The organism is Dactylosporangium cerinum, assembly GCF_042653625.1.
Taxonomy (GTDB): Bacteria; Actinomycetota; Actinomycetes; order Mycobacteriales; family Micromonosporaceae; genus Dactylosporangium; species Dactylosporangium cerinum.
In genome coordinates, this window is sequence record NZ_JBHSIU010000130.1 from 305067 (window position 1) to 330750 (window position 25684).

Consider the following 25684-nt stretch of genomic DNA (forward strand, 5'->3'; position numbering starts at 1 on the left):
CCGCCGCCGCCACCACCACCACCCCGCCGGCGGGGTGGCCGGGTGGTCCGCGCCGCGGTCGCCGCGCTCCTCGCCGGTGCGGTCGCGGCGGCGGTGCTCGTCGCCGCCAACGCCTCCGGCGGGCAGTCGCCGGTCGCCGCGACGTCAGCGCCGGCATCGGCGAGCCCGTCGCCGTCACCGACGCCGTCCCGGACGCCGACGACCCGCGAGACCATCGACACCACCCTCGCCACGCAGGACCGGGCCCTGCTCGCCGGCGACCTCGACGGCTACCTCGCGCCCGTCGACCCGGCGTTGCACGGCTGGTACCGGACCAGGTTCACGGCGCTGCGGACGCTCGGGCTGGCACTGTTCTCGTCGAGGGTCGCCGACGTGCCGGCGGCGCAGGCGGAAGGCCAGTGGAGCATGCTGGTGGAGTCCGCGTACTGCTTCGGCGCCGCCGACTGCCGCACCCAGCAGATCTTCGTGGAGTCCACCTGGACGGTCCGCGCGGGCCGGGCCGTGCTGACCGCGGCGAAACCGTCCACCGCGCCGTGGGACGCGACGGAGCTGCGGTTCGCCACCGGCCGGCGGGTCGTCGTGGCGGCCCCGGCGAAGTACGCGGGCAAGCTCGCCTCGACGCTCGCCGCCGCCGACCAGGGCGCCGACATCGCGGACCGGTTCTCGAAGTGGGGGACGCCGCCTGCGCACTACATCGTGTACCTGGCCGGCCCGGCCGAGTGGACCGGCTGGTTCAACGGCCACGACGACGACGCCGCCGACGCGTTCGCCCGCGGCGGTGAGGTCGTGTCCCGGGTGGACCGCGGCAGCTACGGGCAGAAGCAGCTGTTCGCGCACGAGTTCACGCACGTGGTGAGCCTCGGCCGGCGGTCCCGGGCGCAACAGGACTGGTGGCTGGTGGAGGGGCTCGCGGACTACGCCGCCGACCGGGACGGCTCGTACACGAAGGGACGGCTGCCGTACGTGCGGCGGTACGTGAAGCAGGCCGCTGGGACGGCTCGGTGACGCTCGGCCCGATCCCGGAAGGCTCCTCCGACGACGTCTGGCAGGCCCGGTACGGCATCGCGCTGCTCACCGTGTCCCGCCTCGCGCAGCGGTTCGGCGAGGCGGCGATGCTCGACTTCTTCGCCGCCGTGGTCCGCGATGGCGACCCACCGGAGAAGGCGGCCCAGTCCGTGCTGCACACCGACTGGGCCGCGGTCGCCGCCGACCTGGCCGCGCACGTGCGGGCCCGGGCGAAGTAGCCGGTCACCCGGCGGTGGCGGCGTTCGCCGGGGCGTGGGCGAGGACGGTCGCGGCGCCGACGGTCGCGGCGACCGCGATCACCGCGACCGCGCCCCAGCCGGGTCGCACGCCGTCGCCGAGCAGCGCGACCCCGACCACCGACGGCACCACGACCTCGACGATCCACAGCAGCGCCGTCACCGGACCCACCTGGCCGTGTTCGAGGGCGTGCGCGTAGAGCAGCATCCCCGTCACGCCGAACGCCACCAGGGCCCACACGAGGGGTTCGGTGGCCACCTGCCACGGGTCGCGCGGCCAGGTGACGGCGCTGGCGCACAGGGCGCCACCGCCGAACGCCAGCCCGGCGACGGCGCCGGTGACGTTCGGGGACGCCCACCGGGCCGCGACCCACCCGGCGACGGCGACCGGCACCGCGGCCACGGCCAGGCCGAGCCGGATCGCGGCCGGGGGCGGCCCCGGGTCCTGCGAGCCGGACGCGGCGGCCAGGGCCACCAGCGCGACGACGGTGACCGCCACGGCGGCGCCGTCCACCGCGCGCAGCCGCACGTCGAGGGCGAGCCGCGCGGTGACGGCGGTGACGGCCAGGGACCCGGCGAGGACCGCCTGCACCTGATACACCGGCAGCGTCCGCAACGCGGCCAGGGACAGCGCCCACGCGAGCAGGTCGAGGCCGACGCCGCCGACGTACGCGGGCTGGCGCAACGTGTGCAGCACCCCGGGGGAGCGGCGGGCGCCGGCGGCCTGCAGCACCGAGGAGATCCCGTAGCCGACCGCCGCGCAGACGGCGAGGGTGAGCGCGACGGCCGGCGAGAAGCTCACGGCTCGGTGTGCCCGAGCAGCCGGCCGATCACCGGCAGTTCGGTCACGCCCTCGGCGCCGGCGACCGCGAGCCCCTGCACCGGGGCGAGCTCGCTGCCGCTGAGCACGATGTACCGCGGGCGCCAGATCGGCCGGTACTTCTCGTTGTACCGCCACAACGACTCGATCTGCATGCTGTCGGAGAACCGGTGCAGCAGCTTGCGTTGCAGGTCGCTGAGCCGCCCCTCCCCGCGCTCCCCGGCCAGGACCCCGCGCATCACGGCGAAGTTGAGCCCGAGCCCCCACGAGCCCCACTCGCGCAGCTGCTGGATCGTCTCGACGATGATGAAGTCGGTGAGCCCGTTCGGCAGGTCCTCGGCGGTGCCGCGGCGCATCACGTCCAGGGACCAGCCGGCGATGTCCGCCGCCGGGGTCCAGTGGCAGAAGCCGCCGGGGCGCCCGTCCGGCCCGTGCGCGACGGCGAGCAGCAGCCCGGTGTCGCGCGGGTCGAACAGCCGCGACAGCGTCATCGAGAAGCCGCGTTCGACGTCGCCGTGGCGGCTCTGCGTCATCAGCTCCCGCAGCTGCCCGGCGAGGTCGTCGGGCAGCGCCGCCGGGTCGTAGAAGCGCACCGTGTAGCCGGCGCGGCCGACCCGGTTCCAGGCGCCACGCAGCCCCTTCATCGCCCGCCCGTCGAGGGTGAACGTGCCGCAGTCGACGATCGCCTCGTCGCCGAGGTACACCGGCCGCAGTCCGGCCGCCCGGTAGATCGGCAGCCAGCCGGCGGCGGCGCCGACGACGCTGATCGGCCAGCCGTGCCGGTCGGCGAACGCGGTGAACTCCGCCCACGCCGGCGCCCACTGCTCGGCCGGGCCGATCGGGTCGGGCGAGACCAGGCACACGCCGTCGCGGACCGCGTAGGCGACGACGCAGTCACCGGTGAAGAACCACGACTTGTCCTCGCGCAGCGCGAAGTAGGCCAGGGTGTCCCCGCCGTGCTCCGCCACGATCCGGCGGGCCCGCTCGAGGTCGGCGGCGTGCTCCGCGGGGCTCGGCGGGCGGTGCAGCCGCGGGCGGACCAGCAGCCAGCCGATGAGCAGCAGCAGGCTGAGCCCGGCCGCGTACAGCGCCGGTGCCAGCAGCGGCATCGTCGACGGCAGCGGGGTCACCCGGTCACCGATGAGCCGCCCGGCGACCGCGCGGGCGGTCTCCCCGGCGACGCCGCGCTCCCCGGCGACGAGCACCAGGACCGCCGACACCGCGGCGACCAGCAGCCCGCCGCCGAGCAGCGTCACCGCGGCGAGCCGGACCTGCCGGCTGTCGGGCCGGGTCGGGAACGCGGACCGGTGCCACAGCAGCCAACCGGCGACGGCGGCGGCGAGGACCGCCTCCTCCACGTCGATGCCCTTCAGCACGTGCAGGACCGCGGTCGCGGCCAGCAGCAGCACCGTGAGCGTCCAGGCGAGGCGGCGCCCCCGGCGCAGCCCCCATGCGAGCAGCAGCAGCGCCGTGCCCACGAACACCACCGTCGCCGCGGCCGCCTGCGGCACCTCCACCGGCAGCGCCTCCAGCAGCGCGGCGAGCCGCCCCCGCAGCGGGGTCGTCAGCGCCGACAGCAGGCTCAGGACCGCCACCGCGGCGACCGCCCACGCGGCGATCCGGCGGACCCGCTCGTCCCGGACCCGTTGCCGCAGCCCGTCCTGCGGCAGCGGCCACCCGGCCTCCCCGGGGATCGTCGCCACCACCTCCGGGGTGTCCGGCGCGGCGGCGGGCCGGCGGCGGGCGGCGAGCCGCTCCAGGCGGGTCGTCCCGCCGGCCGGGGACTCGGCGACGACGAGCCGCACCCTGACGTCTCTGACGTCCCGGTCGACGTCGAGCTCCACCCAGGAGCGGCGCAGCACCGCGGCGAACACCGGCGGCAGGAACCACCGGGCCGGCCGCGCCTCCACGCACCGCCCCCCGCAACCGCTGTTGGCGTAGAAGCCGCCGGGCACCGCCGCCAGCTCCGGCTGGTGCGTGTGCCCGGTGATCAGCCCGGCGAGCCCGTCGGCGCACAGTGCCGCGGCGACGGCCCGCGGCGGACCGTTGAGGTGCATGCCCCGGGGGCCGAGCCGGCTGCCGGCCATCGCGGCGTACACCAGGCGCGACGTCAGCACGGCCAGGGCCAGCAGCAGCGCCGCCTCGACGAGCAGCCCGATCCCGGCGACGGCCGTCCACTGCGGCAGCCGGCGCAACCCGGCGTGCTCCGACAGCAGGTGGACCAGCTCCGGCAGCCGCAGCAGCGCCGCGACGAGCAGCGGCAGCAGCAGCCACCAGGCGTGCACGCCGAGGCGCCGGTACACGAGCCGGGACGCGACGAACTGGCCGACGGCGTTCGGGTCGGCGATGGCGGCCAGGTCGGCCAGCAGGGGGCTGCGGCGCACCTCCGGCAGCACCTCCTGCACGATGTGCTGCCCCAGCGGCGAGTCCAGGGGGTTGCGCGGGTCGTGCAGCGCGTTGGCCGGGTCGAACGCGTGGCCGTGCTCGCACCGCACGATCCGGCGGCCGGCGGGGGCGTCCGGGTGCAGGCCGAAGTCCAGGTCCACCGACAGCGCGCACCGGGCGCCGATCCGGCGGGCGAAGGTGTCCGCGGATACGCGGTCCCAGGCGATCGGCGCGTCGTGGTTGCCGACGACCACGACGACGTGCCGGCCGGGTGCCGCGGCGAACTCCCGCAGGGCCCGGGTCAGGTCCGGGTGGGCGTCGAGGGCGGCCTCGACGGTGCCGCCAGGCTCGCCCCACAGCTCGACGACGTCGCCGTTGAGCACGACCGCGCCGGGCCCGTCCCACCGGGCGAGGCGGTCGACCAGGTCGCGTTCCAGGCGCGCGGACGCGGCCGTGGGGCGGGAGCCGAGGTGCAGGTCGCCGCAGACCAGGACGCGCGCACCGGTCGGCAGCGGCACGTCCAGGCGGTCGGGCACCTCCTCCTCGAGCGCCCGGGCCGCATCGTCCTCGGCCGCATCGTCCTCGGCCGCATCGTCCTCGGCCGCGTCGTCCTCGAGCGTGTCCTCCTCGACCGCCGTGGGTTCCGGTGCGGTCACGCCGGCAGGGTCAGGCAGGCGACCCGGGCGCCGGCGTCACCGGCGTCGGCCGGTCCGGTCTTCGTCGGCGTCGCGTGGATCACCAGCGACCGCGGCGGCTGGTCGAACGTCCACGGGTGGGTGGCGACCGCGGACCCCCGCCCGTCGGCACGGGTGGTGATGTCCAGCCAGACCTCGTTCTGCGGGTTGACGTAGGACGGGTTCGCCGGTGACGGCGGCGGCGGCGCCGAAGCGGACGCCTTCCCGGACGCCGATGAGGAGGCCGGCGCGGCGGCGGGCGTCGGCACGGGCTGGGACGGCGCGGACGGCGGGACCGGCGGGCGGTGGTGCTCGTAGTGCGGCCCCGCGTCCGCGCCGGTCGCGCCGCACGGGTTCATGTGCAGGTGGACGCCATAGCCGCGGTTCGGCAGCAGCCCGGCGACGGTGAACCAGACCCGGCTGTCCGCGGACGTCTGGGTGATGCTCACCGTGGCGACCGCGCCCGCGGGGACCAGCCCCTGGTCGTAGGTGACGGCGGTCGCGCCGGGAGCGTACGCGGCGAACGTGCCGGTCGCGGACGTCACCCGGGGCGACGGGGCGGGTGCCACGCTGCCGGCCGACCGGGAGCACCCGCCGGCCGTGACCACCAGCGGGGCGACGGACAGGAGCAGCAGAAGCTTGGTGACGCGGTGCATGTGCCCAGCGTGGTCCCGGGCACCGACCGCCGGGGTCCGGGCCGCGCCGCATCACCCGATTTTCGGCCCCGAGGGGGTACGGCACTACGCTGCGACGGATGGACACCGGGTGGACCACGTCGGACGTGTGGCTGCTGCGGTCGATCGCCGGCCGGGACGCGACGACCGGCGCCACGCTGCGCGGCGTCATCGGCACCGCCGACTACCTCAACCACGCGATCCCCACCGAGCCGGAGTTCACCGGCGCCGTCGACCGGCTGAGCGCCGCCGGTCTCGCCGGCTACGACGTGGCCGCCGGCCGGTTCTGGCTCACCCCCGACGGGCACGCGTCGCCGGCGCACCGCGGCACGTTCGCCGCAGCGACGGCAGCCCTGCCACCGGCCGTGCCGGTCCCGGCCCCGCTGACCCTGCCACCGGGCGTCTACGCCGCCGCCGTCGCGGAGCACCTGCACGGCTTCTCATGATCCGGAAGACCTTGTGTAGTCCTGACCACCCAAGGTCTTCCGGATCACGGAGACCCGTCAGCGGGGAACCAGCGGTACCGTCGCGCTGTGACGGACCTGCTCGAACGTGATCCACTGCTCGACGACCTCGCCGGCGCGCTCGCCGCGGCGGCGACGGCGGGCCGCGTGGTGCTCGTGGCGGGCGAGGCGGGCATCGGCAAGTCGGCGCTCGTGCGGCGGTTCAGCGAACGGCACGCCACCCGGGCCCGGTTCCTGTTCGGCGCCTGCGACCCGCTGCTCACCCCACGGGCACTGGGGCCGCTGCACGACGTCGGGCGGCGCACCGGCGGCACCCTCGCCGGGCTGCTCGCCGCCGGCGGCCCGCGTGAGCAGCTGTTCGCGGCACTGCTGGACGAGCTGGAGCGCAGCGACCGGCCGCCGGTCGTCGTCGTCGAGGACGCCCACTGGGCCGACGAGGCGACCCTGGACCTGCTGGTGTTCCTCGGGCGGCGGATCGCGCAGACGAAGGCGCTGCTCGTCGTCACCTACCGCGACGACGAACTGCCCGTCGACCATCCACTGAGGACGGTCATCGGGCTGCTGCCGGCGCCGGCGGTGCGCCGGGTCCAGGTGGAGCCGCTGTCGGAAGGGGCGGTGGCGGAGCTGGCGCGGCGGGCGGGCCGTCCCGCCGCCGGGCTGCGGGCGCTGACCGGCGGGAACCCGCTGCTGGTCACCGAGGTCCTCGCCGCAGACTCTGCCGGGGACCCTGGCGGGGTGCCGCTGACGGTCCGCGACCTGGCCCTGGCCCGCTACGCGGGGCTGGCGCCGGACGCGCGCGACGTGGTGCGGCTCGTCGCGGTCGTGCCGACGAGCACGGAGCTGTGGCTCCTCGACGGGGCACCGCCGGCGGCGGTCGAGGCGGCGCTGGCGGCGGGGCTGCTGGTCGCGGGGGAGGACACCGTCCGGTTCCGGCACGAACTGCTGCGCCGCGCCGTCGAGGACTCGCTGTCCGCCATGGCCCGCCGCGACCTCAACCGCCGGATCCTGCGGATCCTGGCCGGCGCCGGAACCGGCGGCGCGGGCGGCCTGCACCGAGCCGGAACGCACCGGGGCGTCGACGTGGCCCGCCTCGTCCACCACGCGCGGGAGGCCGGCGACACCGCCGCCGTGCTGCGGTACGCGCCCGAGGCGGCCCGGCAGGCGGCCGCGGTCGCCGCCCACCGCGAGGCCGTCGAGCACTACCGGGCCGTGCTGCCGCTCGCCGGCGGCATCCCGGACCGGGCCGAACTGCTCGAGGGGTACTCCGCCGAGTGCTACCTCTCGGGCCTGTCCGCCGAGGCGGTCACCGCCGGCCGGGAGGCCCTCGCGCTGCGGGAGGCCGCCGGGGACCTCGAACAGCTCGGCGACGGTCTGCGCCGGCTGTCCCGGCTGTACTGGTGGGACGGCAACCGGCCCGAAGCGGAGGCCGCCGCGGCCCGGGCGGTCACCGTCCTGGAGGCCGGGCCGGCCGGGCGCGGGCTGGCGATGGCGTACAGCAACCAGGCGCAGCTCGACATGCTCGCCAACCGGCTCGACGACGCCGCCGGCTGGGCCGGGCGGGCGATCGACCTCGCCCGGCGCCTCGAGGACCGGCAGACGCTGAGCCACGCCCTGACCAACATCGGCTCGGCCCGGATCCTCGGCGGGGACCCCGGCGGCCGCGCCGACCTCGAGGAGGCGTTCGCCGTCGCCGCCGGGCTCGAGGACGACGCCGCCCGGGCGTTGTGCAACCTCGGCACGATCAGCGCGGAGATGCGCGACTACCGGCACGCCCGCGCCGACCTGGACCGGGCGCTGGTGTTCGTGCGGGCGCACGAGCTCGCCGGGTACGTCCAGCACATCCTCGGCCACCGCGCCCGGGTCCGGCTCGAGCAGGGCGACTGGACCGGGGCGGAGCGCGACGCCCGGGAGGCCCTGGCGGAGCGGGTCGCCGGTGGGGCCAGGTTCGTCGACGCCCTGGTGCCGCTCGGGCTGCTGCAGGCCCGCCGCGGTGACCCGGCCGCGACCGCGACGTTGCGGGAGGCGGCCGAGCGCGGCTACGCCACCGTCGAACTGCAGTGGACCGCGCAGGTCGCGGCGGCCCGGGCCGAGCACGCCTGGCTGCGCGGCGCCGACGGCGAGATCGCCGGTGAGGCCGCCGGTCAGTACGAGCTCGCCGTGCGGGCCGGGCACCCGTGGTTCGCCGGGGAGCTGGCGTTCTGGCTGTGGCAGGCCGGTGCGCTGCCGAGCGTGCCGGACGTGGTGGCCGAGCCGTACCGGCTGCTGCTGACCGGCGACTGGCGGGGCGCCGCCGCGGCGTGGCGGGCGCTGGGCTGCCCGTATCAGGAGGCCCTGGCCCTGGCCGGCGGCGACGGGGCCGGGCTGGCCGCGCTGGCGCTGCTGGACGGGCTCGGCGCCCGGCAGGCGGCCCAGCGGGTCCGGCGCCGGCTGCGGGCCGGCGGCAACCCGAGGATCCCGCGCGGGCCGATCCGCGCCACCGCCGCGAACCCGGCCGGGCTCACCGCCCGGCAGGTCGAAGTCCTCGGCCTGCTCGCCGAGGAGCTCACCGACGCCGAGATCGCCGCGCGGCTGTCGCTGTCGGTGCGGACCGTCGGGCATCACGTGTCGGCGCTGCTGGCGAAGCTCGGCGCCGGGTCCCGCCACCAGGCCGTCTCGGCGGCCCGCAGGCTCGGCGTCGGGCCCGGCGGCGAATCCAAAGATGGGCAGTCCGAGGCCCACAACTAGGCAGCGATCCCGATCCCGGCGCCCCGGCCCCCGGCCTACCTTTCGCTGACCGGTCCACCCACGGACCGCGCGAGGAAGGGAAGGGCACATGGACACCGTCACCGTCAAACAGCGCCAGCAGGCCGCCTGGGCCGCCGGGGACTACGCGGCCGTCGGCACGCGGCTGCTGCTCACCGCCGAACTGCTCTGCGAGGCCGTCGACCTGCGCGCCGGCGAACAGGTGCTCGACGTCGCCTGCGGCAACGGCAACGCGAGCCTCGCCGCCGCCCGCCGGTTCTGCCAGGTCGTCGGCGTCGACTACGTCCCGGCGCTGCTGGACCGCGCCCGGCGGCGGGCCGAGGCCGAGGGGCTCGAGGCGACGTTCCAGGAGGGCGACGCGGAGGCCCTGCCGTTCCCGGACGCGTCGTTCGACGCGGTCCTGTCCACCTGCGGCGCCATGTTCGCCCCCGACCAGGAACGCACGGCCGCCGAGCTGCTGCGGGTCTGCCGTCCCGGCGGCCGGATCGGCATGGTCAACTGGACCCCGGACAGCTACGTCGCGGAGCTGTTCCGGGCCATCGGCCGGCAGGTGCCGCCGCCGGCCGGGCTGCGGCCGCCCGCGCAGTGGGGCGACGAGGCGCGGCTGCGCGAGCTGTTCGGCCCGGCCGTCGGCATCACCGCACCCCGGCGCGAGTTCCTGTGGCGGTACCCGTCGGCGGCGCACCAGGCAGCGTTCTTCGCCACGTTCTACGGGCCGGTCACCCGTACCCTCGCCGCCCTGGACGACCGGCACGCGGCCGAGCTGCGGGCGGAGATGGTCGAGATCGCGGAGCGGCACAACGTGGCCGGCGACGGCACCCTCGTGCTGCGGATGGACTACCTGGAGGCGGTGATCCGCAAACCCGCGGCCGGGTGACGCTACTTGCGGCCGACCGCGCCGTACATGGAGACCTCGTTCGGCGCGGGGTGCTCGGCGGCGGACGGGCGCCACTCGCTGATCGGCACGACGCCCGGGTCGACGAGCTCGAGGCCGTCGAAGAAGCGGGTGAACGTCGCCCCGTCCCGGGGCCACGCGTCGACCAGGCCCTTCGCCAGCATCTCGTCGTACATGGCGCCCACGTGCGGCGGGACGAAGTCCTTCGTGCCGTTCGTGGCCACCAGGTAGCTGCCGGCGGGCACGGCGGCGAGGAGGTCGGCGACGATCTCGCGGGCCCGCTCGTCGTCCTTGATGAAGTGCAGCACCGCGTAGAGCAGGATGCCCACCGGCTCGCGCAGGTCGAGCGTCGCGGCCAGCTCCGGCGCGCCGAGGATGCTCGACGGGTCGTTGAGGTCGGCGTCGACGTAGTTGGTGACGCCCTCCGGGGAGCCGATCATGAGCGCCCGGGCGTGCGCGAGGACCATCGGGTCGTTGTCGACGTACACCACCCTGGCCTGCGGGGTGATCGCCTGCGCGACCTCGTGCGTGTTGTCCGGCGCCGGCAGGCCGGTGCCGATGTCGAGGAACTGCCGGATGCCGGCCTCGCGGGTGAGATACCGGATCGTGCGGTTGTGGAAGGCGCGGCCCTCCTGCGCGGCGGTCCGGATCGCGGGATACGCGCCCGCGATGCGGTCGCCGGAGTCCCGGTCGACCTGGAAGTGGTCCTTGCCGCCGAGCCAGTAGTTCCACCGGCGGGCCGGGGACACGGTGGTGATGTCCAGCCGCGGGTCCTGCTGCGGGTGGTCGAGGTCGCTTGTCGGCACTGGGGAGCCTCCCGGCGAATCAGGATCCAGGTGGGGCGCCGCGGGTCGACGCAGCGACGCTCATCGTAGCGGCCACCGTCACTGCGTGTCCGGCCCGCCGCCGGCGGCGGGGCCGCCAGGTCCCGCCGCCGGCACGGACGTCCGGGTCAGTGCCTCGAGGGCCGCGGCCGGGTCGTCGGCGAAGCAGCGCACCGTGCGGACCTCGCAGATGGCGCCCAGCGGGCGGACGGCGGTGACCGGTCCGGTCAGCTCCAGCAGGAGGTTCGCCTGCGAGGACACCGCGACCGTGAGCGTGTCACCGTCGACGCGGATCGTGCCCTTCTCGGTGTACCCCCGGATCCGGCGCACCGCCGCGACCCGCTCCCGCGGGATCCGCAGGTCGAAGAAGGCGCCCGAGCGGATGCGCACCTCGGCCGCGGACACCACGTGCGGCCGGGTGACGCAGGCCGCGATGATCGCGAGGGCGAGGAGGATCGAGTACGCGTCGAGCACGATCAGCACCGCGCGCACGGCGACCGGTGCCCCGACGGACCGCAGCACGATCTCGATCACGATCAGTTCGACCACCATCGCGCCCAGGAAGACGACCAGAGCCGGGGCCTGCGCGCCGAAGTACGGCACCGGCACGGCACCCGGCGGGACCCCGTGGCGGCGGCGGGCGAGCCACAGCGCCAGGCTCACCATGCCCTTCGCGTCGAAGCCCATGATCCGCCGGACCTGGACGGGCACGAGGTGCTCGTAGGCGGCGCGGGCCGCGGCGCGCCGGTCGAGGCCGTGGCGGCGCCCGGCGCGGAACAGCCGCAGCAGCGTCACCGCCTCCAGCGCGAACACCGCGAGCACGAGCGCCTCGACGGCCGCGAGCAACGGGCGCGGCAGCGGCGCCCCCGCCACCAGCAGCACCACGAGCAGCAACTCGGCGGGGACGGCGGCGAACAGCGCGGCGCGGGCGGCTCGCAGCATCACGACCGCTCCCGCAGCACGTCGACGAGCCGCCGGAACACCTCGGCCTGCGCGGCGGACATCTCCCCGGCCATCGTGTCGATCCAGTGCTCGTTGCCGGCGCCGGTCATCGCCGCCGCCATGCCCTCGGGCAGGTGCGCCGCGAGGTCCTCGGCGAGCCCGGCGACCCGGGGGTCGGCGGGCTCGGCGTCGGCGAGGTCGTCGAGCCGGGCGTACAGCGCCCGCCCGCGGGCGACGGCGGCCGGCTCGGTCAGCGGCCGGAGCAGCTCCGCGAAGCCGGCCCGGGCCGCGCCGTCGGCGCCGGTGTCGACGAGCGTGAGCAGCTCCCGGTCCAGCGCGCCGAACGGCGAGTCGCCGGTGGGCAGGTCCCGCAGCACCGCGGCGAGGTCCGGGGACACCGTCGAGTCCGGGTGCAGGTCCGGGCCGGCGAGCAGCCCCGCGAGCCGCTCCCGCCGGGCGGCGATGGCCGCCTGCTGCCGGGCGAGGTCCGCGTCGAGGTCCTCCAGCACCTCCCGCAGCTCGCGGCCCTGGTCGTCGGCGAGCACGTCACGGATCTCGTCGAGGGACAGGCCGAGCTCGGCGAGCCGGCGCACCCGGGCGAGCGCGACGGCGTCGCGCAGCCGGTACTCCCGGTAGCCGTTGACGCGCCTGGCCGGCTCGGGCAGCAGGCCCAGGTGGTGGTAGTGGCGCACGGTGCGGGTGGACACCCCGACCAGCGCGGCGAGCTCACCGATCCGCATGGGTCCAGTAGAAACGTTGCCGCAGCGGCAAGGTCAAGCGGAACTTGTACTGTCGAGCGCATGATCGACGTCCTGGTGCTCGGCGGTGCGGGTGTCGACACCGTCGTGTCCGTGCCGGTCCTGCCCCTGCCACCGGCCGACAGCTACCTGGTGCCGGCGATCCTGACCCGGGCCGGGCAGACCGGCGACGGTGTCGCCCTCGGCCTGCACGCGCTCGGGTTGCGCACCTCCCACCTCGACGTGCTCGGCGACGACCCGGAGGGGCAGCTCGTCCGGGACCTGCACGAGCGGCACGGGGTCGCGTTCACCGCGGTGCCGACGCCCGCCGGCACCAAGCGGGCGGTGAACCTCGTCGACCCGCTCGGCCGGCGGCTGTCGCTGTACGACGGCAGCCGCCAGGACGAGTCCACCCTGTTCCCGGAGCGGCTGCTGCGCGACCTCGCCGGCCCGGCCCGGCACGTGCACGTCTCGATCACCCACCCGTGCCAGCACGCCCTCGACGTGCTCGCGGGCCTGCCGGTGACCGTGTCGACCGACCTGCACGACTGGGACGGGGTCAACGCCTACCACGAGCAGTTCGCCCGCGGCGCCGACGTGGTGTTCATGTCCGCGGCGGCGCTGCCCGACGTGCCGGCGACCCTGCGGCGGGTCCTGGCGATGGGCCGCCCCCGCGTCGCCGTGGCCACCGCCGGCGCCGAGGGCGCGTACCTGCTCACCCGGGACGCGCCGGACGTGCTGCCCGTGCCCGTCGCGGCGCTGCCCGCGCCCGCGGTGGACTCCAACGGCGCCGGCGACGCGTTCGTCTCCGGCTTCCTGTTCGGCTTCCTGACCGGCGCTGCCGCGCCCACCTGCGCCCGGTTCGGCGCGGTTGCCGGGGCGCACGCCTGCACCGTGCCCAGCACCCGGGTCGACCCTCTCAGCCGCGCGGACCTGCTCCAGCGCGCCGGCCAGTTCCCGTGATCCGGAAGACCTCGGGTACCCCTGGGTGCGCAAGGTCTTCCGGATCACGGAGTGGTTGACAGGGCCGGACGGCCCGACTTCGATAGGCGGACGGACCGGGAGAGGCGGGGCAGCGGTGGAGCTCGGCGTCGACCTCGGCACGTCCAGCACCGTGGCGTTCCTGCGCCGCGACGGGAGCCCGCCCGAGCCGGTCCTCTTCGACGGCGCGCCGCTGCTGCCGTCGGCGGTCTACGCCGGCGACGACGGCACCCTGCTCGTCGGCCGCGACGCCGTGCACGCCGCCCGCGCCCGGCCGGAACGCTTCGAAGGCAACCCGAAACGCCGCATCGACGACGGGTCCGTGCTGCTCGGCATGGAGGTGAGCGTCGAGGCACTGCTCGGCGCGCTGCTGCACCGGGTCGTCACCGAGGCGCGGCGCATCGGCGGTCAGGCGATCACCGGCGCCACCATCTGCCACCCGGCGGCGTGGGGTCCTGGGCGGCGGGCCACGCTGCTGCGGGCCGCGGCCGGCGCCGGACTGGACGGGGCGGTGCGGCTGGTCCCCGAGCCGGTCGCGGCCGCGGCGTTCCACCTGCGCCGGCACGGTCCCGGGTTCGCCGATCTCCTGGTGTACGACCTGGGCGCCGGCACCTTCGACGTCGCCGTCGTGCGGCACGCCCCGGACACCGCCACGGGCTCCGGTGCCGGGCGGATGGAGGTGCTGTGCAGCGCCGGGCTGGACGAGACCGGCGGGCAGGACGTCGACGCCGCGATCGTGGACCTGCTGCGCCGCCGGTCCGGGGCGCCCGAGCTGTGGGCGCGGCTGGACAACCCGGCCACCGTCGCCGACCGGGCCGCCCGCCGGCAGCTGTGGGACGACGTGCGCAACGCCAAGGAGATGCTGTCCCGGGCGAGCTCGGCGCTGCTGTACCTGCCGCTGCTGGACACCGACCAGATCCTCACCCGGGAGGACCTCGAGGCGCTCGCGGCGCCGCTCATCCAGCGCACGGTGGCCGCGGTCGCCGCGACCCTGGCCGAGTGCCCGGTGCCGCTGCGACCACTCGGCGCCGTCGTCCTCGTGGGCGGGGCCACCCGGATGCCGCTCGTGGCGACGATGCTGCACCGGGCCCTCGGCATCCCGCCGACGATCATCGACCAGCCGGAGCTGGTGGTGGCCGCCGGCAGCATCGACCCCATGGTGACCGGTGTCGTGCCCGCCGGTCCGCCGCCGGACGGGCAGCGCCCGATCGGCTGGGCGGGCCCCGCGCCCATCTCCGGCGGCGGGACGTCCGGCGCCGTGCCGTTCTCGCCGGTGCCGCTCTCCCCGGCCGCGCAGCAGTTCCCGCCCGCGCCGTTCACCCCGCCGCAGCCGGCCGGTCCGGTGCCGGTCTGGCATCCGGCCCAGCAGCCGCCGGTGGGGCAGCCGCCGGTGGGGCAGTGGTCCGCGCCGCCGCAGCAGCCGCCCTTGCCGCAGTGGCCCGCGCAGCAGCAGCCCATGCCGCCGGTTCCGCCGGGAGCGCCGCCGCCACCGGCGTGGCAGCCGCCCGGATGGCAGCAGCCCGGATGGCAGCACCAGCCCGTCCCACCACAGCAGCAGCCCGTCCCACCACAGCAGCAGTTCCTCCCACCGCATCAGCCCGCCGGATGGCCGCCGCCGCAGCAGTGGGCGCCGCCGGCGCACTGGCAGGGGCAGCAGGCGTGGCAGGTGCCGCGGCCGGACGGTCCGGTCTGGACGGCACCGCCCGGCTCGGACGGCACCGTGCTGCTCGACGTCGAGCTGATCGAGCTCGTCACCCCGGAGCGGCAGGGCGTCACGCTGCGCGGGAAGCTCTACGGCGGGGACGCGTTCGAGCACGTGTTCGCCGCCGACACCGACGGCCGGCTGCTCGTCTTCGACGACACGGCCGCGCTCGCCCGGTACGCGGCCCGGGACGGCTCCGACCGGCTCATCGCCACACCGCCGTGGCAGGTGCGCACCGACGGCGCCGACGAGCTGCGCTTCGACCTGGAGCTGCTGGTCGAGCACCTCAGCGGGCCGCCGCAGCGGTGGCTGCCGAGCTTCGTGTGCCGCTGCCGCGACCTGTGCGCCCAGCTCACCGTGTACCTGGAGCTGGACGCCGAGGACCTGCTCGGCGAGCACTCCACGATCGACCAGGTCGACGACATCCTGCGCCGGCACCTCGGCGAGGCCACCGCCGGCCGCGCCGCGCAACGCAAGCTCGCCCGAATCGACCAGGCGCAGGTGGTCGAGGACTGGACCGACCTCATCGCGCTGATCGAGCAGAGCACGGTCACCGTGACATAGCTGTCAATGCCTTTCGAAAGCTTCCGAAATTCGTTCCCGCGTCAGGGATCGGCGGTTATCAACAGAGCGCCCGCCCGTACCCCTGACGAAACGGAGCCCGGATGCGCTTCCGGAGACTGATCAACGCGAGTGTCCTGGCCGTCGTGGCGGTCGGCGCGCTGAGCACTGTCGCGGCGTCGGCGCACGACGCCCGGCCGCCGAAGCCGCAGGAGCAGACCCTGCGGTCCCTCGCCGCGCGGCACGGGCTGTACATCGGCACCGCGGTCGACGCCGCCGCGTACGCCGCCGACCCGACCTACAAGACGATGGTCGACGCGCAGTTCTCGACCGTCACCGCCGAGAACGCGATGAAGTGGGAGAGCCTCGAGCCGACCCGCGGCACGTACAACTGGGCCCCGGCCGACGCGCTGATCGACGCCGCCGTGCGCAACCGGCAGCTGGTGCGCGGCCACGTGCTGAGCTGGCACAGCCAGCTGCCGGGCTGGCTCACCGCCGGCATCACCGACGGCTCGATCGACGGCCCGCAGCTGCGGGCGTTGCTGAAGCGGCACATCACCGACGTGGTCACGCACTTCCGGGGCCGGATCTGGCAGTGGGACGTGGTCAACGAGGCGGTCAGCGACCCGTGGGAAACGCCCGGTGCGATCCACCTCGGTGGCGACGCCGGGTCGTTCAAGCAGCGGTTCGCCGACCTGCTCGGCCCCGGGTACCTCGCCGACGCGTTCCGCACCGCCCGGGCCGCCGACCCGAAGGCGCTGCTGTTCTACAACGACTACAACATCGAGGCGTTCGGCGACGGCGGCCCCGGCGACAAGACCCAGTTCGTCTACGACCTGGTCAAGCGGCTGCGGGCGGAGGGGGTGCCGGTCGACGGCGTCGGCAGCCAGGGGCACCTGAGCACGCAGTACGGCAACTACGACGTCTTCGCGGTGGCCGACGCGCTGCGCCGCTTCACCGACCTGGGCCTCGCGGTCGCGCTCACCGAGGTCGACGCGCGCAGCCTCACGAAGAACGCCGACGACCCCGCCGTGGCCGCGAACGGTGCCGACCTCAACGCCAGGGACCAGGCGGCGGCCTACAACTACCACGTGCTGCTGCAGGCGTGCCTGCTGAACCGGCGCTGCCTGTCGTTCACGGTGTGGGGCTTCACCGACAAGTACTCGTGGATCCCGAACTGGTTCAAGAACCCGCCGGAGGGCTCGGGCTGCCTGTGGGACGCCGCGTATCAGCCGAAGAAGGCGCTGCGCACCGTGCAGGGCGACCTGGCGGCGGCCGGCCCGCCGCTCGTGCAGACCCGCCTGCCGCAGGTGCAGGTGCCGCGGCGCTGATCGTCGCGGTCGAGGGTGCCGCTCCGCGGCGGCACCCTCGGTCCGGAGAGCGCTCTCTCAAGTTTGTCTTAGACTTTGATGAAGTCACCGCCGTGAGGTTGCGGCCGTGCGGCGCATCGGCGAGCTTGAGCGCATGACGCCCCACCCGACCGCCCGCCGGCGCCCGCGCCGCCGCACCCTCGCGATCATCGTGACGACCGCCGTCGTCGCCGCGCTGGGTGTCCTCGGCCTCACCAACGCCATGGCCGCGACCGCCGGCCCGATCACCGGCCTCGGCGGCAAGTGCGTCGACGTGGCCGGCGCCAACTCCGCCAACGGGACCGCGGTCCAGCTGTACACCTGCAACAACACCAACGCACAGCAGTGGACGGTCGAGTCCGACGGCAGCGTCCGCGCGCTGGGCAAGTGCCTGGACGTGACCGGCGGGTCCACCGCCGACGGGGCGAAGGTCCAGCTCTACGCCTGCAACGGCACCGGCGCGCAACGGTGGACGGCGAGCGCCGGCCGGCTGGTCAACCCGGGCTCCGGCAAGTGCCTCGACGCGAGCGGCAACAGCTCCGCCAACGGCACCCGGCTGCAGATCTGGGCCTGCACCGGCGGCGCCAACCAGGCCTGGAAACTGCCCGCCGGTGGACCGTCCGCGTCGCCGTCCTCCTCGCCCGCTTCGCCACCGCCCGCCGGGGCGAAGAAGAAGGGCGTCAGCACCTGGTCGTTCCCGGGGCTGTCCGCCGCCGTCACGAACGTCGGCGCCGGTTGGTACTACAACTGGTCGCCCAGCAACGACAGCATGCCCGCCGCCGCGGAGTTCGTGCCGATGATCTGGGGCGCCGCCTCGGTCACCGACGCGACCCTGGCCAAGGCGAAGAGCGAGGGCACGGTGCTGCTCGGCTTCAACGAGCCCGACCTCGCCGGGCAGGCCAACATGACCGTCGAGCAGGCCCTCTCGCTGTGGCCGCGACTGGAGGCGACCGGCATGCGCCTCGGCAGCCCGGCCGTCGCCTACGGCGGCAACACCCCCGGCGGCTGGCTCGACCGGTTCATGACCGGGGCGCGGCAGCAGCAGCGGCGGGTCGACTTCATCACGCTGCATTGGTACGGCTCCGACTTCAGCGCCGCCGCGGCCGGGCAGTTCGCCGGGTACCTCAAGGCCGTGCACGACCGGTACAACCTGCCGATCTGGGTCACCGAGTACGGCCTGATGAACTTCACCGGCACGCCGAAGTATCCGACGACCGCGCAGATCACCGCGTTCATCACGGCGACCACGGCGTCGATGCAGTCGACGGCCTGGGTGGAGCGGTACGCGTGGTTCTCGCTGCCTGCCGTCGGCGACTCCCTGCCGTACGGGCTGTACAAGGACGGCACGACACCGACGCCGGCCGGTGAGGCGTACCGGGCCGCGGGCTGACGTTTTGACGGCTTTGGGACGGCTTTTGGACGGCGCTCACTTGTCCATGGCAGTGAGCGCCGCCTCGAGGGCGTCCCCGGCCGCGACCCGGAGGTCGGGGACCACGCCGGTGCCCTCCCAGTTCTTCCCGGTGACGGCGTCCACGACGTGCGCCCGGGGCACGTGTGCCAGGACGGTCGGTGCGAGGCGGATCGGCAGCACGTGGTCGGCCGCGCCCGGCGTCACCTCGCCCACCACGTAGGCCCGTTCGCGGGCCTGCAGGTGATAGGCGAGGGCCTCGCCCGAGGAGAACGTGGCGCGGCTGACCAGGACGCAGGCCTCCTGCCGCAGCGCGCTGCCTGGCGGGCGGTCGGGCGTCCACCACTGCCGGCGCCGCTCCCGGTCGACGACCTCGGACAGCTGGACCGCCTCGTCGCCGAGGAGCCAGCCGGCGATCAGCGCGACCGTCGCCGGGTCGCCACCGCCGTTGGCCCGCAGGTCGAGCACGAGCCGCCGGGCGCCGCGGGCGAGGGTGAACGCGGCGTCGACGTACGGCTGAGCCAGGCCCACCTCGTCCAGGCCGTCGATCCGGATCAGGGCGGTGCCGTCCGCGAGGCGGCGCGCCTGCGACACCGACCCCGCGCGGGCCTGCACCGCCGCCGGGTCCTGCGGCGGCCACTGCCGGGCCTCGACGTCGGGCGGCGCGGTGCCGTCCGGCTCGAAGATCAGCGCCACGTGCCGGGAGACCGTCCAGGCGGCGTGTTCGACCTCCGCGCACAGCTCCGCGGTGACCGGCCGTTCGTCGGCGGCGTAGCGGGCCAGCACGGCGCCGAGAGAGTCGCGCCGGTCGCCGGCGGGCATGAGCCGGTCCAGCCAGGTGGCGAGCCGGACGGTGACATCGCGGACGGTGGCCATGGTCCGACGGTAGGCGTTGCGCCGCCGGATTCTCGGCCGCGCGGTTTCGCCGCTCGCGAACCCAGGCGGGTGAACCCCGGAAATCTGGTGTGGCGAAGCTAGATTTTCGTGGCTCAGCAGCGTAGCGTTTCAAAGGTCAAGAGAGACAGCAAACCATGCTGACGCATTCCGCCCCCTCCGAGGGCGAAGGGACAGAGCCGCGCGACTGGCTGCGACTCCGTTCAGCACGGATAGGGAATCGGCGAGAGGAAGGGGAGGGCTCACACCGTTGGATCGCCCGCTGTCGGCCGTTGCATCTGGTCGAGCGAGCACCGCAGTGTCCATCGAACGAGAGGTGGTCTTCGGTCTGGTCGATGCGATCCCCACGTCCCGCGCTGAACGTGGCGCCCGATGTGGACATGACAATCCGGCACTTGTGCTGGTAGATGGTGTTTAGACCCAAAACCCTGGGCCCCGGCGCACAAGCGCCGGGGCCCTCGACGCGGAGGTGACGTGGCACAGGAAGACCACCCCTTGGACGACGACGATTTCCCCGCCTACACCATGGGCCGGGCAGCCGCGATCATCGGCGTCTCGCACGACTTTCTCCGCCGGCTCGGTGAGCTCAAGCTGTTCACCCCGCTGCGCTCACCCGGCGGGCACCGGCGGTATTCCAGGCACCAGCTGCGGCTCGCGATCCGGGCCCGGGAACTGTGTGACCGCGGCACCCCCCTCGACGCCGCGTGCCGCATCATCAGCCTCGAGGACCAGTTGGAGGAGGCCCTGCGCATCAACCGGGAGCGGCTGACGGAGATCGACTAAGGTCGACCGCATGCGTGTGCTGTTCGTGTCCGCGCCGCTGCTGGGCCACGTGCTTCCACTCGTCCCGCTCGCCGAGGCGTTCCGGCGGGCCGGGCACGAGGTGCTCGTGGCCACCGCCGCCGACGCGCTCACCGCCGGGCGGGCGGTGAAGCTCCCCGTCACCGACGTCGCGCCGGACTTCTCCTTCGGCCGGATCGCCCGCCGGATGATGCTGCGCCACCCGTTGATCGCCCGTGCGGAGCTTGCCGGTGCGGCCGGAACCCGCGGCGTCGCACTGCTGTTCGGCGCCGTCAACGAGCGGCTCGTCGACGGTGTCGCGGCGGTCACCGACCGGTTCCGCCCCGACCTCGTGGTCCACGAGCCCCTCGCGGTCGCCGGCGCGGTGGCCGCCGCCCGGCGCGGCATCCCCGCCGTCCGCCACGAGAACAACCTCTTCGACGGCGCCGTCCTCGCGGCCGTGACGGCCGGCCCGGCGCTGCGCCGGCACCGCGTCGAGGCCCTGCCCGAGCCGGTCACCGCCGTGCAGATCGCGCCGCCCGAGCTGGTCGGTGAGCGCACCGGCACGCCGATGCGGCACCTGCCCGTCACGGTCGGCGGGACCGCCACGCCCTTCCCCGTGCGGGAGGGGCGGCCGCGGATCGCCGTGTCGCGCAGCACCGTCGACGGCCCCGGCAGCGGCGGCCTGATGCGCGCCGTCGTGGCCGTCGCCGGCGACGTGGACGCCGACATCCTGCTCGTCCGGCCCGAGCGGGGCCTGCCGGCCCGCCTGCCCGGCAACGTGTTCACCGCCGGTTGGGTGCCGCTGGACGCGCTGCTGCCGACCGTCGGCGCCGTCGTGCACCACGGCGGCGCTGGCACCGTCCTCGGCGCGCTCGCCGCCGGCGTCCCCCAGCTCGTCGTCCCCGGCCCCGGCGACCGCCGCCACAACGCCGGCGTGGTGGAGCGCTCCGGCGCCGGCTGGGCGATGTCCGCCGCCGCGATCACCGCCGACCAGCTGCACCGGCTGCTGTCCGACTACGGCCTGCGGATGACGGCCGGCCGCTTCCGCACGGGCATGGCCGCCCGCCCCCACCCCGACGAGGTCGCCGCCCACCTGGCCGCCATGGTGTAGCCGGCCCGGCGGGTCGTTGAGCCCGGCTGGGGCGGCGCATCAGGGGCGGTCGATCGGGGCGGGGCGTACGCTGCGGTCGTGGACCGGCTCGCCATCGACCTCGGCACCTCGAACACGGTCGCGGTGCTGCGCGGCGCGGACGGCCGGGTGCGGCCGGTGCTGTTCGACGGGCGGGAGCAGTTGCCGTCGGCGGTTCACGCCGGCACCGGCGGGGTCCTGGTCGCCGGGCTCGACGCGGAACGTCTCGCCCGGGCGGACCCGGCGGCGTTCGAACCCAACCCGAAGCGGCGGATCGACGACGGCACGGTGCTGCTCGGCGCGTACACCGTTGACGTCGCCGACGCGCTCGCCGCCGTGCTGACCGCGGTCGCCGACCACGCCGGTGTGGCCCGTCGCGGTGCCCTGACCGCCTCCGGTGGTGGTGCCGCCGGTTCCGCGAGTGGAGTCGCGGGCTCCGGTGGCGTCGCCGTCCCGGGTGGTCGTGCCGCAGAGGACGGCGACGTGGCCGGCGGTGCCGCCGTGGCGCCGGGTCCGGGGGCTGCGGCGCCGGGTCCGAGGTCTGTAACGCCTGGTTCGGAGTTTGCGGCACCGGGTCCGAGGTCCGTAGCGCCTGGTTCGGGGTTTGCGGCGCCTGGTCCGGGGTCGGTGGTGTTGACCGTTCCCGCCGGGTGGGGAGCGCCGCGGCGCGAGGTGCTTGCCGGGGCGGCCGCGCGGGCCGGGCTCGGCGTGGTCGAGTTCGTCAGCGAGCCGGTCGCCGCCGCCGCGTACTTCACCGGGGTGCACGGCCACGCGGTCCCGCCGGGCGGCGCGGTGCTCGTCGTCGACCTGGGGGCCGGCACCGCCGATCTGGCCGTGGTCCGCGACGGGCAGGTCGTGGCGCAGGGCGGCCTCGACGTCGGCGGGCTCGACGTGGACGCCGCGCTGGTCGGCGTCCTCGGCGACCTGGTCGGCGTGACTGCCCCCGACGTGTGGCACCGGCTGGCCGCACCGGTCACCGCCGCGGACCGCCGGGACCGGCTCCTGCTGTGGCAGGAGGTCAGGGCGGCCAAGGAGAGCCTCTCGCGGCTCAGCGTGGCGCCGGTGCACGTGCCGGGCTGCCCCTCCGATCCGCACCTGACCCGCGAGGAGCTCGAGAGCGTCGCCGCGCCGCTGCTGGCTCCGGTCGCCGACCTCGCCGCAACGCTGACCGCCGCCGCCCTGACCGCCGGACCCCCGAGCGCCGCCCTGACCACCGGTGTCCCGAGCGCCGCCCTGACCACCGGTGTCCCGGGCTCCGGCGACCCGAGCACAGGCACCCAGGACGCCGCCGTGAACGCCGGTGGCGGGGAGCTCGCCGCGGTGTTCCTGGTCGGTGGCGGCAGCCGCCTGCCGTTGCTCGCCCGGCTCCTGCACGCCCGGCTCGGGGTCGCGCCCACCACCGTCGAACGCCCGGAGACCGTCGTCGCCGAAGGCGCGCTGCACGCCGCGACGGCCGTGCCGCCGGCCCCGGAGCCCGCCGCGCCGCCCGCGGGCGGATCGGCGCCCGCGGCCCCGCGCACCCCGCTGCGGCGGCGGTGGCGGAGCCCGGCGACGGCGCTGCTGGTGCTGCTGTGCTTCGCGCTGCCGTTCGCGACCGTGTCCTGCGGGCTGCCCAGCGGCTACGGCCGGGCGAAGACCGGTGGGGCGACCGACTACACGGGGTTCGACCTCGCGACCGGTGGCGCCCCGGACGTCGGGCCGGCCGACCAGGTCCGCCCGCCCGGGGAGCAGCGCGAGGACCGGCTCGACCCGCAGCCGGCGTACGCCGCCACGCTGCTCCTGCTCGCCGCCATCGCCGCCGTGGCCGGCCTCGGCAGTGACCGCCGCCGCCGGACGGTGACCGCCGGTCTTGCCGCCCTGGCCGCGCTCACGCTCGTCGCCGGGCAGGCCGCCGTCACCGACCGGCTCAAGGCCGCCGTGCTCGCGCAGAGCCGCCCGCCGGACGGCAAGACCGTCGACGACGTGGTCGGCACCGGCACCGGCTTCTGGCTGTCGGTCACGCTCCTGACCGTGCTCGCCCTCGCCAACCTCGCCGCCCGCCGCGCACCCCGTGACCCGGACGGCGCGGTGCACCCGTGGCGGCGCCGGTTCAGGAGAAGCGGCCGCCGAACGGGTGGATGAGGCGGTTCATCCGGCGCTGTGACCGGATGTGCTCCAGGTAGGCATCCCACGACGCGGACCACACCGGGCCGAACGCCGCGATGAGGTTCCCGACCCGCAGCAGCTGCCGGCCCGACGCGCGGGTCACCCACCGCAGCACCGGCTCGGTCAGCACCGGCCGCAGGCCGGGGCTCCCGGCGTCGTGCATCAGGTGGAACGCGACCGCCGCGTGCCGCTCGTCGCCCGCCTTGCGCAGCAGCTCACTGAGCAGCGCGACGCAGTGCTCGACGATGCCCGGGTGCCGGCGCAGCACCGCGATCAGCTCCCGGGGCGGGGCGCTGCGGGCCAGGGCCGCGACCACGCCACCGGCGTGCAGGCACACCAGGCGGGCCGGCAGCTCCTCGATCTCGTGCAGCAGCGCGACGGTCGGGCCAGGTCCACCGGCCGGCCCGGCGGTCAGCCGCTGCACCACGGTGCGCAGCACCCGGTCGTCGGCGAGCAGCTGGAACAGCAGGCGGTGCCGGGGCACGAGCCGGGCGTCGACGAGCAGGTGCCCGATCTCCACGTCCTCGTCGATGAGCGGCGCGTCGCCGACGAGGCGCCCGACCAGGCCGTCCAGGACCGCCGGCGGCAGCACGACCCCGTCGGGCGCGAGGCTGCGGACCAGTCGCAGCTCGGCGGCGGTCGGCAGGGCGAGCGCCCACAGCGCCGCCGCGGTCGACAGGAACCGGTCGGGGTCGCCGGCCACCGCGGTCAGGTGCCGCTCGACGAGACCGGCCCGGTCTTCGCCGTGCAGGACCGCGCCGGCCAGGACCGCCTCGGCGAGCGGCGCCTCCAGGGAGTCGATGCGGGGCAGCAGCCACCGCCACCAGCCGGCGCCGACGTCGCGGCGCCGCCCCGGGACGGCCTTGACCCGGCGGGTCAGCTCGTCGACGAGGGCCTGCGCCAGCCGGTCACCGCACGGCCAGCGGTCCGGGTCGTAGCCGGCGCGCGGGTGGTCGGCCCAGAACTCGACGAGGTCGCGTCCCCGGTCGGCGAGGTCGGACAGCTGGACGTCCACGCCGAAACGGGACGCGACCCGCAGCAGCGCCTCGTACCCCTCCGGCGCCGGCCCGGCGTTGAGGGCGGCGAGCACGATCCGCCTGGCCGTGCCGGCGTCCGCGGCCGTCCACTCGCCGGCGGGCAGGGTGGGCAGCGGCCGGTCGCGGACCTCGGCGCGCAGCGCGGCGAAGTCGGCCTCGCCGCGCACGAGCGCCAGCCTGATCGCGGCCGCCGACCCGGGGACGGCGCCGTCGCCGCCGGCCGCGTCGAGCAGCTCCAGGACCGGCAGCGGCCACGTCGTGACCGATCCGGTGAACGTCGCGGCGACGGGCGCGGCGTACCGGTCGCGCAGGTCCGCGGGTCCGCTGCGCAGCCACCCGGCGACCGCCTCGGCGTGCCGCAGGTCCGGTTCGCGGTGCAGGACGGCGGCGAGGCCGAGCGCGGTGGCGGCCTCCGGCGCCGCCAGGCCGCACGCGGTGGCGACGTCGAGGGCCGCGACGACCGCTTCCGGGTCCTGCTCGAGGAACAGCCCGACCCACCGCAGGGCGTGCGCGGAGGGAGGCGCGTCGGGGTACGCGCCGGTCCGCAGGTCGAACACGTCCGGGCCGGTGACGGTGGCGGCGTCGTCCGGGTGCACGCCGACGACCGGCACGCCCGCGGTGGCGGGGTCGCCGGCGAAGATCTTGAAGCCGAGGGCGAGGGCCGCCGGGCGGGGCAGCAGCAGCGTCCCGGCGACCAGCCACTCGACGATCCGCGGGACCTCCGCGCCGACGAGCACTACAAGAGGCCCGTCCGGCGCCCCGGCGCGTTCCAGGGCGGACACCAGCGCCAGCAGCAGCGCGCCGCCGCCGGGTTGGCTGAGCACGCACTCCCGGACCCGGGACGGGGTCAGCGTGGTCGTCAGCGAATCACGCGCCACCGGGGCGCCGGCGGCCGAGTCCCAGAACGGGGCGCCGAACAGCTGGGCCGGGCGCAGCGGCCCGTAGTCGGCCGGGTCCGCGGTGACGATGCCGTGGGTGACGTGACTGCCCCCGCCGGTGTGCCGGCCGACCGTGGTCGCGTACGAGCCGTCGGCGGCCAGGTGCCCGAACGACGCCGGCGGCGGGTCACCGGCGGCCGGTGCCGGCGGCTCGTACAGCAGGAACGTGCGCACGACCGGCGCCGCAGCGGCTGGCCGCGCGATGTGGATGCGGGTCTCGATCCGGGGTGTGCCCGTCGCCGTGGGCCGCTCGTCGTCGTGCATGCCGCCGCTCCCATCCTGGCCGGACCGTGTCCGGCGCTCTCTGACGGACCGGCCGCCGCGGAGCGACGGACCGG

Annotated in this window: 19 protein-coding genes; 11 read left to right on the forward strand and 8 right to left on the reverse strand. The window is 75.9% G+C overall.

The genetic code is table 11. The annotated features are described in order from the left end of the window. The first annotated feature begins 1001 nt into the window (after positions 1 to 1001). Entirely contained in the window at positions 1002 to 1244 is a 243-nt protein-coding gene (locus ACFPIJ_RS59420) for a hypothetical protein (RefSeq protein ID WP_380128409.1), read from the forward strand. A gap of 4 nt (positions 1245 to 1248) precedes the next feature. Here the strand turns inward: ACFPIJ_RS59420 and ACFPIJ_RS59425 are convergent, their stop codons facing one another. From ACFPIJ_RS59425 to ACFPIJ_RS59435, 3 genes are read right to left on the reverse strand one after another with little or no spacing between them, the layout of a single operon-like run. Beyond that, entirely contained in the window at positions 1249 to 2064 is an 816-nt protein-coding gene (locus tag ACFPIJ_RS59425; RefSeq protein WP_380128410.1) for a hypothetical protein, read from the reverse strand. Next, positions 2061 to 5123, reverse strand: coding sequence for a phosphatidylglycerol lysyltransferase domain-containing protein (locus ACFPIJ_RS59430; protein ID WP_380128411.1), 3063 nt, complete (start codon positions 5121 to 5123; stop codon positions 2061 to 2063). Before ACFPIJ_RS59430 ends, ACFPIJ_RS59425 begins: the two co-directional genes overlap by 4 nt. Continuing rightward, positions 5120 to 5797: a superoxide dismutase gene (locus ACFPIJ_RS59435; protein WP_380128412.1), complete on the reverse strand. Its 678-nt coding sequence runs from the start codon at positions 5795 to 5797 to the stop codon at positions 5120 to 5122. Before ACFPIJ_RS59435 ends, ACFPIJ_RS59430 begins: the two co-directional genes overlap by 4 nt. Positions 5798 to 5895: 98 nt before the next feature. Here ACFPIJ_RS59435 and ACFPIJ_RS59440 point away from each other — a divergent pair, with 98 nt between their 5' ends. From ACFPIJ_RS59440 to ACFPIJ_RS59450, 3 genes are all read left to right on the forward strand, one after another. Beyond that, complete coding sequence (locus ACFPIJ_RS59440; protein ID WP_380128414.1) at positions 5896 to 6261, forward strand: hypothetical protein; 366 nt, start codon at positions 5896 to 5898, stop codon at positions 6259 to 6261. Between the two features lie 87 nt (positions 6262 to 6348). After that, positions 6349 to 9003, forward strand: a complete 2655-nt coding sequence (locus ACFPIJ_RS59445; protein WP_380128415.1) for a helix-turn-helix transcriptional regulator — start codon at positions 6349 to 6351, stop codon at positions 9001 to 9003. 88 nt (positions 9004 to 9091) lie between these two features. After that, positions 9092 to 9898 (forward strand): class I SAM-dependent methyltransferase, encoded by an 807-nt coding sequence (locus ACFPIJ_RS59450; protein WP_380128416.1) that lies wholly within the window; start codon positions 9092 to 9094, stop codon positions 9896 to 9898. A 2-nt stretch (positions 9899 to 9900) separates the two neighbouring features. On the opposite strand, the gene ACFPIJ_RS59455 is transcribed toward ACFPIJ_RS59450, so the two are convergent. The 3 genes from ACFPIJ_RS59455 to ACFPIJ_RS59465 form a co-directional block, all read right to left on the reverse strand. Then, positions 9901 to 10722 carry an SAM-dependent methyltransferase gene (locus ACFPIJ_RS59455; RefSeq protein WP_380128417.1) on the reverse strand — a complete coding sequence of 274 codons (822 nt, stop codon included), beginning with the start codon at positions 10720 to 10722 and terminating at the stop codon, positions 9901 to 9903. 78 nt (positions 10723 to 10800) lie between these two features. Continuing rightward, positions 10801 to 11682 carry a hypothetical protein gene (locus ACFPIJ_RS59460; protein ID WP_380128976.1) on the reverse strand — a complete coding sequence of 294 codons (882 nt, stop codon included), beginning with the start codon at positions 11680 to 11682 and terminating at the stop codon, positions 10801 to 10803. Next, a complete protein-coding gene (locus ACFPIJ_RS59465) occupies positions 11682 to 12422 on the reverse strand; it encodes a MerR family transcriptional regulator (protein ID WP_380128419.1) in 741 nt (246 codons plus the stop codon). The genes ACFPIJ_RS59460 and ACFPIJ_RS59465 overlap by 1 nt, the downstream gene beginning before the upstream one ends. Positions 12423 to 12482: 60 nt before the next feature. Between ACFPIJ_RS59465 and ACFPIJ_RS59470 the strand changes: the two genes are divergently transcribed. From ACFPIJ_RS59470 to ACFPIJ_RS59485, 4 genes are all read left to right on the forward strand, one after another. Further along, positions 12483 to 13382 (forward strand): adenosine kinase, encoded by a 900-nt coding sequence (locus ACFPIJ_RS59470; RefSeq protein WP_380128420.1) that lies wholly within the window; start codon positions 12483 to 12485, stop codon positions 13380 to 13382. A gap of 115 nt (positions 13383 to 13497) precedes the next feature. Further along, the gene (locus ACFPIJ_RS59475; RefSeq protein ID WP_380128421.1) at positions 13498 to 15666 is read left to right on the forward strand and encodes an Hsp70 family protein; all 2169 of its coding nucleotides are present in this window, start codon (positions 13498 to 13500) and stop codon (positions 15664 to 15666) included. 101 nt (positions 15667 to 15767) lie between these two features. Then, positions 15768 to 16994: an endo-1,4-beta-xylanase gene (locus ACFPIJ_RS59480; RefSeq protein WP_380128422.1), complete on the forward strand. Its 1227-nt coding sequence runs from the start codon at positions 15768 to 15770 to the stop codon at positions 16992 to 16994. Positions 16995 to 17127: 133 nt separating this feature from the next. Continuing rightward, positions 17128 to 18402, forward strand: coding sequence for a glycoside hydrolase family protein (locus tag ACFPIJ_RS59485; protein ID WP_380128423.1), 1275 nt, complete (start codon positions 17128 to 17130; stop codon positions 18400 to 18402). Positions 18403 to 18438: 36 nt separating this feature from the next. Here ACFPIJ_RS59485 and ACFPIJ_RS59490 read toward each other — a convergent pair whose 3' ends face one another. Continuing rightward, positions 18439 to 19296 carry a S41 family peptidase gene (locus tag ACFPIJ_RS59490; RefSeq protein WP_380128424.1) on the reverse strand — a complete coding sequence of 286 codons (858 nt, stop codon included), beginning with the start codon at positions 19294 to 19296 and terminating at the stop codon, positions 18439 to 18441. A gap of 543 nt (positions 19297 to 19839) precedes the next feature. On the opposite strand from ACFPIJ_RS59490, the gene ACFPIJ_RS59495 reads away from it, so the two are divergent. From ACFPIJ_RS59495 to ACFPIJ_RS59505, 3 genes are all read left to right on the forward strand, one after another. After that, positions 19840 to 20097 (forward strand): helix-turn-helix domain-containing protein, encoded by a 258-nt coding sequence (locus tag ACFPIJ_RS59495; protein WP_380128977.1) that lies wholly within the window; start codon positions 19840 to 19842, stop codon positions 20095 to 20097. Positions 20098 to 20107: 10 nt separating this feature from the next. Continuing rightward, positions 20108 to 21208: a nucleotide disphospho-sugar-binding domain-containing protein gene (locus ACFPIJ_RS59500; RefSeq protein WP_380128425.1), complete on the forward strand. Its 1101-nt coding sequence runs from the start codon at positions 20108 to 20110 to the stop codon at positions 21206 to 21208. A gap of 78 nt (positions 21209 to 21286) precedes the next feature. Next, entirely contained in the window at positions 21287 to 23347 is a 2061-nt protein-coding gene (locus ACFPIJ_RS59505) for an Hsp70 family protein (RefSeq protein ID WP_380128426.1), read from the forward strand. Here the strand turns inward: ACFPIJ_RS59505 and ACFPIJ_RS59510 are convergent. Next, a complete protein-coding gene (locus ACFPIJ_RS59510; RefSeq protein ID WP_380128427.1) occupies positions 23316 to 25610 on the reverse strand; it encodes a GTPase-associated protein 1-related protein in 2295 nt (764 codons plus the stop codon). The genes ACFPIJ_RS59505 and ACFPIJ_RS59510 overlap by 32 nt on opposite strands. Between the last annotated feature and the right edge of the window lie 74 nt (positions 25611 to 25684).

What these genes read in the sequence shown, in the direction of transcription:
- ACFPIJ_RS59435 (WP_380128412.1), bottom strand. Translation starts at nt 5,797, where the DNA reads ATGCACCGCGTCACCAAGCTTCTGCTGCTCCTGTCCGTCGCCCCGCTG.
- ACFPIJ_RS59440 (WP_380128414.1), top strand. Translation starts at nt 5,896, where the DNA reads ATGGACACCGGGTGGACCACGTCGGACGTGTGGCTGCTGCGGTCGATC.
- ACFPIJ_RS59470 (WP_380128420.1), top strand. Translation starts at nt 12,483, where the DNA reads ATGATCGACGTCCTGGTGCTCGGCGGTGCGGGTGTCGACACCGTCGTG.
- ACFPIJ_RS59495 (WP_380128977.1), top strand. Translation starts at nt 19,840, where the DNA reads ATGGGCCGGGCAGCCGCGATCATCGGCGTCTCGCACGACTTTCTCCGC.
- ACFPIJ_RS59460 (WP_380128976.1), bottom strand. Translation starts at nt 11,682, where the DNA reads ATGCTGCGAGCCGCCCGCGCCGCGCTGTTCGCCGCCGTCCCCGCCGAG.
- ACFPIJ_RS59480 (WP_380128422.1), top strand. Translation starts at nt 15,768, where the DNA reads ATGCGCTTCCGGAGACTGATCAACGCGAGTGTCCTGGCCGTCGTGGCG.
- ACFPIJ_RS59485 (WP_380128423.1), top strand. Translation starts at nt 17,128, where the DNA reads ATGACGCCCCACCCGACCGCCCGCCGGCGCCCGCGCCGCCGCACCCTC.
- ACFPIJ_RS59490 (WP_380128424.1), bottom strand. Translation starts at nt 19,296, where the DNA reads ATGGCCACCGTCCGCGATGTCACCGTCCGGCTCGCCACCTGGCTGGAC.
- ACFPIJ_RS59510 (WP_380128427.1), bottom strand. Translation starts at nt 25,610, where the DNA reads ATGCACGACGACGAGCGGCCCACGGCGACGGGCACACCCCGGATCGAG.
- ACFPIJ_RS59450 (WP_380128416.1), top strand. Translation starts at nt 9,092, where the DNA reads ATGGACACCGTCACCGTCAAACAGCGCCAGCAGGCCGCCTGGGCCGCC.
- ACFPIJ_RS59500 (WP_380128425.1), top strand. Translation starts at nt 20,108, where the DNA reads ATGCGTGTGCTGTTCGTGTCCGCGCCGCTGCTGGGCCACGTGCTTCCA.
- ACFPIJ_RS59465 (WP_380128419.1), bottom strand. Translation starts at nt 12,422, where the DNA reads ATGCGGATCGGTGAGCTCGCCGCGCTGGTCGGGGTGTCCACCCGCACC.